At 28.4% G+C, this 12,020-nt stretch carries 10 protein-coding genes, 4 tRNA genes and 1 pseudogene; 5 read left to right on the top strand and 10 right to left on the bottom strand.

The features are described 5' to 3' along the window. Positions 1-276: pseudogene (locus BM020_RS07635) on the top strand (ISNCY-like element ISM1 family transposase); the annotation flags it as partial. Positions 277-326: 50 nt separating this feature from the next. On the opposite strand, the gene sfsA reads toward BM020_RS07635, so the two are convergent. Then, positions 327-1,052, bottom strand: coding sequence for a DNA/RNA nuclease SfsA (gene sfsA, locus BM020_RS07630; protein ID WP_067147919.1), 726 nt, complete (start codon positions 1,050-1,052; stop codon positions 327-329). After that, positions 1,045-2,622 (bottom strand): bifunctional ADP-dependent NAD(P)H-hydrate dehydratase/NAD(P)H-hydrate epimerase, encoded by a 1,578-nt coding sequence (locus tag BM020_RS07625; protein ID WP_067147922.1) that lies wholly within the window; start codon positions 2,620-2,622, stop codon positions 1,045-1,047. The genes sfsA and BM020_RS07625 overlap by 8 nt, the downstream gene beginning before the upstream one ends. 249 nt (positions 2,623-2,871) lie before the next feature. On the opposite strand from BM020_RS07625, the gene BM020_RS07620 reads away from it, so the two are divergent. Beyond that, on the top strand, positions 2,872-4,002 hold the full coding sequence (locus BM020_RS07620) for an NAD-binding protein (protein WP_067147925.1): 1,131 nt from the start codon (positions 2,872-2,874) through the stop codon (positions 4,000-4,002). A 192-nt stretch (positions 4,003-4,194) separates the two neighbouring features. Here BM020_RS07620 and fhcD read toward each other — a convergent pair whose 3' ends face one another. Further along, a complete protein-coding gene (fhcD, locus tag BM020_RS07615) occupies positions 4,195-5,085 on the bottom strand; it encodes a formylmethanofuran--tetrahydromethanopterin N-formyltransferase (protein ID WP_067147928.1) in 891 nt (296 codons plus the stop codon). Between the two features lie 263 nt (positions 5,086-5,348). Here fhcD and BM020_RS07610 point away from each other — a divergent pair, with 263 nt between their 5' ends. Then, entirely contained in the window at positions 5,349-5,738 is a 390-nt protein-coding gene (locus BM020_RS07610; protein WP_067147931.1) for a hypothetical protein, read from the top strand. A gap of 62 nt (positions 5,739-5,800) precedes the next feature. Here BM020_RS07610 and BM020_RS07605 read toward each other — a convergent pair whose 3' ends face one another. Further along, entirely contained in the window at positions 5,801-6,973 is a 1,173-nt protein-coding gene (locus BM020_RS07605; protein ID WP_082762166.1) for a UPF0104 family protein, read from the bottom strand. 465 nt (positions 6,974-7,438) lie between these two features. Between BM020_RS07605 and BM020_RS07600 the strand changes: the two genes are divergently transcribed. Then, positions 7,439-8,737, top strand: a complete 1,299-nt coding sequence (locus BM020_RS07600) for a TrkH family potassium uptake protein (RefSeq protein WP_234970537.1) — start codon at positions 7,439-7,441, stop codon at positions 8,735-8,737. Positions 8,738-9,155: 418 nt separating this feature from the next. After that, positions 9,156-9,827, top strand: a complete 672-nt coding sequence (locus BM020_RS07595) for a potassium channel family protein (protein WP_074798773.1) — start codon at positions 9,156-9,158, stop codon at positions 9,825-9,827. 77 nt (positions 9,828-9,904) lie between these two features. Here BM020_RS07595 and BM020_RS07590 read toward each other — a convergent pair whose 3' ends face one another. From BM020_RS07590 to BM020_RS07565, 6 genes are all read right to left on the bottom strand, one after another. After that, a complete protein-coding gene (locus BM020_RS07590; RefSeq protein WP_074798771.1) occupies positions 9,905-10,552 on the bottom strand; it encodes an MBL fold metallo-hydrolase in 648 nt (215 codons plus the stop codon). A 126-nt stretch (positions 10,553-10,678) separates the two neighbouring features. Further along, positions 10,679-10,834, bottom strand: a tRNA-Trp gene (locus BM020_RS07585). A gap of 36 nt (positions 10,835-10,870) precedes the next feature. Then, positions 10,871-10,942 (bottom strand) — tRNA-Cys (locus BM020_RS07580). Positions 10,943-11,166: 224 nt separating this feature from the next. Then, a complete protein-coding gene (gene hjc / locus BM020_RS07575; RefSeq protein WP_067147944.1) occupies positions 11,167-11,574 on the bottom strand; it encodes a Holliday junction resolvase Hjc in 408 nt (135 codons plus the stop codon). A gap of 224 nt (positions 11,575-11,798) precedes the next feature. Next, positions 11,799-11,874: transfer RNA gene (locus BM020_RS07570), tRNA-His, on the bottom strand. A 47-nt stretch (positions 11,875-11,921) separates the two neighbouring features. Further along, positions 11,922-12,004 (bottom strand) — tRNA-Leu (locus tag BM020_RS07565). Between the last annotated feature and the right edge of the window lie 16 nt (positions 12,005-12,020).

The raw sequence follows: 12,020 nt of genomic DNA, 5'->3' as shown, positions 1-12,020 counted from the left end.
CGATTGAAAAATTTAAAAATTATTATAGAAAATTATGATTCGATTCCAGAAGTTTTAATGCAATTTGTAAACAAACATGTCTTAAATCACTTCAAAAGATACATAGAATACTTAGATGATGAAAATATTGAAAAAACATCAAATAAAGTAGAAAATTACTACAGACAAACAAATCCAGAAAAAATTAAGAAAACTTACAAAACTAAAAATGGAATTCTAACATTTTTAGACTACCAAATGAAAAACTGGACAAAAAATCACATAAAAATAAAATAAGCCTATAAAATTTTACAACCTCTAATTAATTAATTAATTAATTACAATAATCATTTTTCTAAATCAAAATCTAAAGAGCTTCCAACTAATTCAATATCCTCTAATCTATTTTCTGTTTTATAAACAAGAATTTCCACACCTTCAGAATATGCTTTTTTCAAAGTCTTAGAAAATTCAGGATCATTTTCCCAATTAGGTCTAAAACTATTTCCATTTGGATGCTGGATTAAGAAGAATGCAACTGCTCTCATACCTTCTTTTTTAAGTGAAATTAACTCTTCTAAATGTTTTCTACCCCTTTCAGTAGGAGCATCAGGAAATTGTGCTATACTATCTTTAATTAAAGTAACGGATTTGACTTCAACATAAGTTTCATCAATAAGATTAGAAGAATTTTCCCTATCAGAAGCAATATCTTCATTAGCTAAATAAATATCGATTCTTGAATTTCCAACTCTCTTTTCAGATTCTAAAATAGAATATCCTGAAAGCTCTTTAATCTTATTATTTTTAATTGCATCAAAAACTATTTTATTTGCCTGCTGAGAATAGATTGCAACAAGAACTCCATTATTTTCAACTAAATATAAAGAATACTTAGTTTTTCTATTAGGATTATCGCTTGACTTAAGATAAACAATTACACCATCAATTAAAAGCTCTTTACATCTGCCAGTGTTTGGTAAATGTACCTTAACTGTTTCGCCATTAAGTTCTACTTCTGCAATAAAACGGTTAAGCCTATTTCTAAAGATAGCTTTAACTAAATTAGTCAATTAAACCACTCATCACTGCACCTAAATATTGGGTTAAATCTTGTGCTCCAAATCCATAGCCTTGAGCTTCATAAGCTAAATCCCCAGCTTTCCCATTTAAATACGGGGCAAGTAGAGCCGCATCAAAACTATTTAATTCTTGAGATAATAAACTTAAACAAATACCAGCTAATGCATCTCCAGTTCCGCCAACAGTCATTCCAGGATTTCCAGTTCTATTAATTTTCAATTTATTTCCATTAAATATGAAATCATATTTGCCTTTTAAAATAATAGACCCCTTAATTTTCTTTGTAACTCTTTGTAAGCTATCAATTTTATCATTAACTTTTCTAAAGTCCAAATTATCTTTATCATCTAATTTAATAGTTCTTTCAAAATTACTTAAATCCTCATTAGAAATAATATTTCTAAAGAAAGATTTAAATTCAGCTAAATGTGGTGTGATGATTAAATCTTCTTTTTTAGAAATTAAAGATAAGTCAACTAATTTTAAAGCATCTGCATCTAAAACTAATGGTTTGTCAATTTTCATTGCTAAAACATTAAATAATTTGGCAGTTTCTTCATTTTGACTAGAACCAGGTCCTAATAAAACTGCATCAACTTTTGATGCCAATTCTAAAATATCTTCTAAATCATCAAGAGATAGATAATCATTTTTTGCTTCTTTTACAATGAAATCTTCAGATAATGATTTTATAGCAAGAGCAGCAGATTTAGGAGTGTAAATATAAGTTAAATCTGCACCTGTAGCAATTGCTGCTTTAGCAGAAATAGCTGGTGCGCCATGATAATCTTTACTGCCTCCAACAATCAGAACTTTACCATTATTTCCCTTATGAGAATCATTATTTCTGTTTTTTAACCTTAATAAATCTCCACCTTCAACAAATATCTCAGCTTCAAGTGGAATTCCTATATCACAAGTAATCATTCCACCTACTTTTTCCTCTCCAGCTAATTTAACACCAGTTTTAATTTTATGAAAACTTATAGTATAATCTGCATCAACAGCAATATCAGATATTTCTCCAGTTAATGGATCTAAACCTGAAGGAACATCAACAGCTACTTTTAAACCATTTATTTCATTAATTAATTCTACAGTTTTTCTAAGCTTTCTTCTAAGATTTCCTTTAATTCCAGTGCCAAGTAAACAATCAAGTACAATAAATTCAGAATTAGAATCATTTAAATCAAGCTTATCCAAATCATAAGAGTCTTTAATAAAATCAACAGACAATCTAGAAACTCTTGGCTCAAGACTCATCAAAATCTCAAGGTTAGCTAATGCATCATCAGATTTAATCTCATCTAAAGTATTTAAACAATAAACTTGAACTTCAAAACCTCTATTCAATAAATGTCTTGCAGCTACAAAGCCATCCCCCCCATTTCCACCAGAACCAGTGAAAATAATAATTTTTATAGGTTTTGAAAATTTAAAAGTTGAAAGAGCGGCTATCTCATCAGAAATAGACTTACCTGCATTTTCCATTAAACATAAACGAGAAAGGCCTAAGTACTCACAATTGTAATCAGTTGTCATCATATCTATTGGATCCATTATTACACCTTCAAATATTTTATAAATAATATTGAATCTTAAAAATTTAAAAATTAAAACAAAGTCATAAATATTATATTATATAATCATACTAATAATTAAATATAAGGACATGATTAACTATAAGGGCAATATTAACTATAAGAACAATGAAAATTTAAAAGGTAAGAAATAGAATCTAAATGATAAAAGTTAAAAAATAGAACCTAATGATAAAAGTTAAGAAGTAGAATCTAATGGGGAATAATAATGAAAACGCTAAAAACACTACTAGAATATATTAAAAAAGATAAAACCGGCATTTATGGAGTCCTCATAATTTTGCTTATTTCATTATATGGAATTTTAGGATCTATTTTTATTATGAAACTAAACCTATATGATTCCATTTATTATACTGTGATAACTATTGCAACTGTAGGATATGGAGATATCATACCTATAAGTCCTTTACAAAAGATCTTTAGTGTAACATTAGCTTTAGCAGGAGTGGGAATTCTTGCATATATCTTAACTATAATCATTAGTTCAGTTACAGAAAACCTGCAAGATATTAGGAGTGGAAGAATTATGGAAAAGAAATTAGCTGAAATGGAAAATCATTATGTTTTATGTGGATATGGAAGAGTGGGTACTGCAGTTTTTGAAGAATTAATGAAAAGAAATCAGAAAGTCATTATTATTGAATCAAATGAAGATGTTGTTGAAGATATTGAAGAAAATGATAATGTAATTGCATTAAATGCAAATGCTACAGAAGACAAAACTCTTAAAAAGCTTAATGTTGATAAATCTTTAGGAATGATTATTACAACTGGAAGTGACATTGACAATTTATTCATTGTTCTTACTACAAGAGAATTATATAAAGATGCATGGATTGTATCAAGAGCAAGCAAAAAAGAAAACATCAAAAGATTAAAACATGCTGGTGCAGATAAAGTTATTTCCCCAGAGACAAGTGGAGGAACTGACATTTACTTTGCAGCAGTACAACCTAATTTAGTTCATATCACTGAAAGGCATAGTGTTGATTATATAAAAAATGAATTAGATATTCTTAGAAAATATAATTGCCATCTTGAAAATATTGAATATCATTTCCATGGCATAAAAACACCTGTTTCAAGAACTATTGGTGTTTTAGATGAAAATGAAGAAGATAACTTTATTGAAAAAATCAATACCAATAAAAATGTCAGAGAATCTCTTGAAACTATTTACAGTACTGTAAATGAAGTTCATTCTCACTGGTTATCTGGACCAGACAAGTTCTATTTAAGCATGGCTATTGAAGAACTTAAAAAAGAAGGAATTGTTTTAGGAGTTAATTTAAGCTTTGCTGAAATTAATGAGTTTACTAAAAAGTATAAAGACTAACTCCAATCTTAAACTAAACTATAAAAAATAAAACATGCGAAAAAACACCAAATAAAGAAAAAATACAAAGAAAATTAGAAAAGTGAGATAATATAATATCATCTCAAAAAATAATTAATTCAGGAAGCTAATTAATAAATTAATAAAAATATTAATTAACTAACTTTAATAATTTAAATTAATCCTACAGAATTAGAATAATTCATGTAAGTTTATGATGTAGGCACCTAGTTTACCATCGAAGTTACCTGCGCTAATTTCAAGAACCCCATCAACAGCACAAGCTGCTTCAATACCTGATTTCATAGCTGATCTTACGGATTCTTCATCTACACCATCAATAACTATTTCGAATACACCATCAGCATCTGCTCTAATGTCAGATTCAACTTCATCTTTTAAAGTTACACACATTTTTTCATTAGTAGATGCATTTAAGAATTTGGAGTATTTATTGGATCCAACTTTGGAACCAGATGCAACCATACCACCAGGGAATGGAGTAATTACAGATTCAATTTTGGAAATGGCTTCAACAGCTGCTTGAGCTGCTTTTACACCAGTCATTTGGTCTTTTGCTAAAATAAAGAAGTTTCCTCCAGCTACACCATCTTTGTATCCGAATTCAGATTCTACTAAGAAGTCACCAGACATAATTGGGATAGAGTGTACTTTTCTACCATCAATAAAACATTCTTTTTCAAATCCATCACCGAAGAATTTGAGTTTGTTACCGGTTTTTAAGGTGTCTTCTGATTCAAGTAAGTTGAATGCTGCTGTAGTAGGAGCAGTTAAAACACACATCCCGATTCTTTCCATTAATTCATGATCGAGTGCTTTTTTGCCACCTTGACAAATCATAATTGCATAACCAGGTCTGCCATCAGGAGTATGCTCAGCTGGCACAAAGCAATCAATACCTGCTTCAGCAGGACATCCGATTACAGAAGTTCCATAACCAGTTGCTTCAGTAGCTGCAATTTTTGCTAATTCTTCAGTAGCTGCAGTAACTAAAATTCTAGTTACTTTAATTCCAAAACCTTCTGCATAAGTATCTTTAATTTCTACACCATTAATTTCCATTATTTCACCATTTAAATGTTTAAATATCTAAAAATTAGAATAAATTAAAATTTATTAATTAATTAAAATTATAAAAATTAATCTAATTTATACTAATAATTAATTATATATTAATTCATTAAAATAAAGTTTCCTATTTAAATATAAAATTAATGATTTGTAAAAAAAATTATCTAAAGTTTCCTATTTAAATATAAAATTATTGATTAGTTAAAGTTAACTTTATTTAAAATATTTTCTAATATATTATTAAAGGTGATTGAATGGAAAAAGAAAGTTATTATTTTTTATTTATGCTTATTGCATTTGTAATATGTATAGGTGTATTTTGGTTCCAATTTAACAATGATGTAGCTACATTCATGATAATTAATACTACTGAAGTTGAAGAAAACGGAACAATTAAAGGAGTATTAATGGATGCTTATAGCCAAGGAGTGGCTAATAAAACAATTACATATCATAAACCAGGATATCAAATGGGAACATTAGTAAATACGGAAACTGATGAAAATGGCGAGTTTCTTATAGAAAATGCCGAATACTTAGCTGATGCTGGTGATGAGAATTATTATGGTGATTTCACTTTTGCAGGTGATGATAGATATCAGGGATGTGTTTATGAAGGAAATATTACAGTAATACCAAATTAATAGGACAATCTTTAAGAAAAAGAGCTGATTAAATTTTTATTTTTATTCTAAAACTTCTTTTTTTAATCATCTGAAACTTCAATAAGTGCTTCTTCCACATCATCACAGCTATCTTCATCGCTTTTTTCTGAAATATCACTATCCAATTCATCTTCTTTGGATAATTGCTCTAAGAATTTCTTTTCTTCTTCAGAGACCTCATCATCAATTTCAGACTCAGCAAGTTCAAATGATTTATCTAAAACAGATGTACCATACATTGTAAGGAATATTAATCCTATAAATGTTGTCATCCAAAATGAAATTAATCTTTCAACCACAGTTGCCGCTGCACTTATAGATGCTGTAATTCCTGCAGTAGAATAAAACAAAATCATTATACCATCTACCGCTCCAAGACCACCTGGAAGTAGCGGAATCATACCTACAAGTGATGCTAAAATAAATACTTCACCAATAAGAACTGGAGAAACTTGAGCACCAAATGCCAAGAAAACAGCATAAACTCTTAAAATTTCAAATACCCAAATTATAAAAGACAAAGGTAGTGCATAATATAAAATATCTTTATCTCTAAGTAATGAATTCATAGTAGCTTGAAAGCTTATAACTGCTTCAACAATTCTTTTTTCTGTTTTATCATTAAACTTTTTATAGAACTTACGGACAATTTTTATAATCCAAGCAGTAAGTTTTACACCAAAATCTTCATTGATACATACATAAATTAATAAAATAACTGCTGCAGTGATTCCAACTACACATACAATTAATAATACAATCCAAGTAATGTCTAATGAAAAGCTAATAATTATACCAATAATTGTTAAAATAGCAAGTACAATAAAGGGGAATGTATCTAAAGCCCTATCTGTAATAACAGTGGCAAAAGTATCTTCAAATTTATAATGTTCTTCTTTTGCTAAAAGATAAGCCCTTACTGGTTCTCCCCCTCCACGGCCACTTGGAGTGATGTTATTCACTGCCAAACTTACTAAAACCATAGGGATTAATTTTTTTATTCCTAAAGACATGTTTGCTGTTTTATTAATAATCTGCCATCTCCATGTATAAAGGAAATATGTGAAAACCTGTAAAATGATAGCTAATAAAACAAACCATAAATTGGATAATCTAAGAGCTTCAATAACTTCTCCTATACCAATAAAATATAGCATTATAGCCATTATTGCTAAACCAAATATTAAAAATATAATGACTTTTTTATTTTTCATTTTATCAACTACTACATATTTGAAGTATTTATTTATTAGTATAACTACTATACATTTGAAGTATTATTTATTAGTATAACTACTATACATTTGAAGTATTATTTATTAGTATAACTACTATACATTTGAAGTATTATTTATTAGTATAACATTATTTATTTGAATAAATAATATTTATTAGAATATCTATTATATAAGTTTGAATAGCTACTATTTATTAGGTAAGTTCTTTTGTAAAATAATCTTTATTATTAAAATATTATTAAATTAAAATATATAATTTATTATTAAAATATATAACAAATCTTATTTAAAATTATATATTTAAATTAGTATAGTTTGTAGAAAGAGAAACTAAACTATAATAATATTTAAATATAAAAAAAATAAATCAATATTTGTATGAAAAGGAAATATATCACTAAAGCAGATTTATTCATCGTACTCAATTATATTGGGTACATAATGCAAGGATTAGGTCTACTATTATTACTACCTATTTTAGTTGCATTAATATATGGAGAGTACATTAATGTCAGCGCTTTTTTAATTCCTTGTTTAACATCATTTGCTTTAGGAACCGCCTTTAGTAAAAAATTTAAAAGTTATACCAAACTTAGGCTGAAACATGGAATGTTAATTTCATCCATTGCATGGTTATGGGCTTCACTAATTGGAGCTTCAATTATGTTCCTTTCATTAGATATCCACTTTGTCGATGCACTTTTTGAAAATATGTCTGCATGGACTGGAAGTGGAATGACTTTTTTTGTAAATGTTGAAATTTTACCTAAATCTATCTTATTCTTAAGAAGCTTAGAACAATGGATGGGCGGACTAGGTGTTGTAATTATATTTATCGGAATCTTAATTAGATCAGGTACCGCCGCATCTAGATTATATAAATCAGAAGCAAGAGAAGAAAAAATTAAGCCAAATATTGCAAATACCTTAAAGAAAGCTCTGCAGATTTATTTAATTTATACCGCAGCAGGAATAGCTCTTTTTGTACTTGTAGGTCTTTCAATTTTTGATGCTATAAATCTTACATTTACCAGTGTTTCTACTGGAGGAATGTCTATTAAAAATGCAAATATTGGATTCTATCAAAACAGTTTAGTTTATATAATCAGCATGATTTTAATGATTTTAGGTGCAACAAGCTTTACAATTCATTATAAAATTGTTAAAACTAAAGGAAAAGCTCTCCTCAAAGATGTTCAATTCCAATTAATGATATGTTTAATTATAATAGCTAGTGTAATTATTTTGCTAACAAATAAAATGATATCCATAGAAGAATTATATACCATAGTTTCTGCAATTACAACTACAGGAGCAAATGTAATAAATCCCCATGAACTTGCAAGATGGCAAAGTTCTTCATTAATTGTTTTAATGGTTCTGATGTTAATAGGTGGTTCATCCGGATCTACTGTAGGTGGTTTAAAACTTATTAGAATTATTACTGCACTAAAAGGAATGAATTTAACCGTTACCAACCTAATTTCACCTGAAGGTAGGATAATTAATACAAGAATTGGTGGGAAGAAAATAAGTGGAAGGGAGATAAAAGAAGCATCTGCATATATAGCACTGTTCCTTATGTTTTTACTATGTGGATGGATTATAATGACTATGTATGGATATGATCCATTTACTGCATTATTTGATGTTATTTCTGTACAAAGTAACAATGGGTTAAGTACTGGAATAGTATATGGAGGATTACCACTGCCTCTTAAATTAACATTAATTTTCTAATGTGGATTGGCAGATTAGAAATTATTCCTGTTTTAGTATTATTCAGAACAATTGGTGAAATATTCAATCCTAAAAGAAGAATAAATCAATTTAAGAATGATAATTCTCAAGAATAAAAAAAGAATAAGGGAATAACTAATAAAACAGCAAATTCATTATAATAAAAATTAAAATAATGAATAAACAATCAAAAAACAAAAAATGATTAAAAATAGTAAAAGATAAACCAAAAAAATGCCTTTTAAATCATCAAATATTCATCATTCTATTATTATTCTAATAAATAAAAACTAATTTTACGAAAGATTTATAAATATAAATTAAGATATTAAAACAATGTAATAATTATATAAATTTTAAAGAATTTATTAAATTTTTAATTTTATGTTTTATAAAAAAAGATTATTAGGTGTTTATTATGTATATTGTGATTATGGGAGGAGGTCGTGTAGGACTTTCACTAGCAAACCGTTTAATTAAGCACGGATATGATGTTACAATTCTTGAAAGTGATGAAGACTTATGTAATCAGGCTTCAGAAGAATTAGATGCAATGGTTATCTGTGGTAATGGAACTGATACAAAAACTTTAGAAGAAGCAAACATTGAAGAAGCTGATGTTTTTGTAGCTAGTACCGGTAATGATGAATCAAACTTATTATCTTGTATTTTAGTAAAAGAATATAGCGATGGAAAAATTATTGCAAGAGTAAGTAATCCAGATCATGAAGAAGCATTTAAAAAAGTTGGAATTGATAAGGTAATTAGCCCTGAAAGAACTGCAGCAGGCTTCCTTGAAAAGATCATCTCAAGGCCAAATGTAGCAGATTTAATGGCATTTGGTGCAGGTAATGCTGAGATTTTAGATATGACTATTAAAAATCCGAAAGTATTTGGAAAGAAAGTTTCTGAGTTCTCACCAACTAAAGATTATATTATAATTTCTAAAAATAAACCAAACCATGAATTAGAAATTCCTCAACCAGATGATATTTTAAGTAATGGGGATAAAATTTCTATTCTTGTTAAAAGAAATGCTTTCCAAAAGGCAGAAAAGAAATTTATGGGTGCTGGAGGATTATTCGGATAATCCTTAAAGGCCTTAAATTTTTTTAATATAAAAACTAGTAATTTTAAAAAAAATGGAAATAGTGCAATTAAAATTAATTACATTATTCCCATATTCATACAAGACATTTTAATATGTTCTTTTCCATTATTTACCCATGGCCCATGTCCTGGAAGTAAATATTCAACATCCAACTCTTTTAGGCGCATCAAAGACTCTTTCATATCTCGTGGATTTCCACCTATATCCATACGACCTATTCCACCATTAGCAAAAATAGTATCTCCACAAATAAGAATCTCATCATCCCATAAAGATAATCCTCCTTCACTATGTCCTGGAGTGTGCAAAACTTCAAAATTAGCTATTTTATCTCCTTCTTCAAGTTCAATATCGACATCGTGTCTTCTAATTTGAGAACCAAACAAGGAAGAAACGGTTAATTTGCTGGAAGGGTCTCTTAATGAATTAGCATCTTCTTTATGAATAGCTACCTTACCACTAGGGAAAAAGTCATTTCCACCAACATGATCAAAATGGCAATGAGTATTAACAATTAAATCTATATCCTCCGGATCAATCCCTATTTCTTTTAAAATAGAATATAAATAACCCTTTGTTTCACCAGTTCCTGTATCGACCAAAATATAATTATATTCAGAGCCGGAATCAGTATTATCAATTAAATAAGAATTAGAATCCGCCATCAATCCTTCAATACAATAAACATTGTTGATTTTTTCCATAATATCACTTAAAAAATTAGAATAACTATTAATTATTTTCTAAAAAATAGTAAATAAATTTACCTAATATCAACTAAGAAACAAATTAAATTGAAAAAATCCAGATAAAAATAGTAAGTATAAAAATGGGGTCACAGGGATTTGAACCCCGATCCTAGGATTTCTCTTGTCTCAGTACTCCAATTGGTCATCACATAACCAATTTATACTGATCATCAGACTACGCGTTTTTCTTCAAAGACAACTGGAGTCCCAGATGATGCCAGGTTACACTATAACCCCATACTTATGAGATTAACATATAATATGCTAATCTAAAGCCAAGAGAGAGATTTGAACTCCCGTGTAATTGGTCTGCAGCCAACCGCTTCGCCTCTAAGCTATCTTGGCATAATAATACAGTAATATAAGGTATGTTTTAATAATATATAAACTTATTGATTAAAATAAAAAATAGTTTTAAGATATAAAAATAGATATTCTTAAAATTAAAAGATATACATATATTAAAAGAACATAAAAAATAATTAAGAATTAGCAATATATAAATAAAGATTAGAATTTAATTTCTTTATCAAAACCACAAATTAAAGCCACAAATTTCATCAAGGAGATTAGAATTTAATTTGTTTATCAAAACCACAAATTTCATCAAGTTCATATGCTTTTTCTAAACAATAATTCTTTTCAACTTTATAATTACCATTTTTAGTTTTCTCCATAATCTCTGGAGATAAAAATAACCATTTAGTGTATTTAAATTTAATACCTAAATAAGGATTTGCACCAAAAATTTCTGAAAATTCAACTAAAGCATCGATTTGAGGATGATCAATATAAATTTTATCTTTAATAGTAGTTTTTACTTCAATTGCTAAGTATATTTTACCATTTCCTGCTAAAACATCTGGCAATGGCTTTTTAGTAGCTCCTCCAGATGCTGGAGCTCTCATAGCAGCAAAATTCCTATCCCATAGCTTATGAACTAAATCCCTTTCTTCAGCTGAACCTTTTTTAGCCATATTAAAACCCACTAATGAATGTAAGCAAATAATAAAATAATAAAAATACAGTTTTATTAATAAATTTCATTAATATTCTTATTTTATCTTTTCCTATATAAATAAAGGCAGTTAGAGCATTTGAAAACTAATACTTTAAGAGTTTTATAAATTTGAAAAATAAAAAAATGAAAAATCATAACAAAATATTTAAAATTAGATAAAATAATAAGAAAATTTAAAAATGGGGCCGGGGCCGAGATTTGAACCCGAGTCACAGGATCCACAGTCCCGTAGGATGACCGCCTACCCTACCCCGGCACATGAATACCTTAATAGGAATAAAAAATAAAAAATATAGAAGATTATGCGGGAGCAGGGATTCGAACCCTGGTAGACCTGCGTCAACAGGTTCTAAGCCTGTCTCCTTTGGCCGCTCGGACACCCCCGCTACTAAGAGAGGGAAG

Source organism: Methanobrevibacter olleyae, from assembly GCF_900114585.1.
GTDB lineage: Archaea > Methanobacteriota > Methanobacteria > Methanobacteriales > Methanobacteriaceae > Methanobrevibacter > Methanobrevibacter olleyae.
Note: the sequence above shows the minus strand (reverse complement) of the source record. Positions and strands in the feature narration are given on the sequence as shown.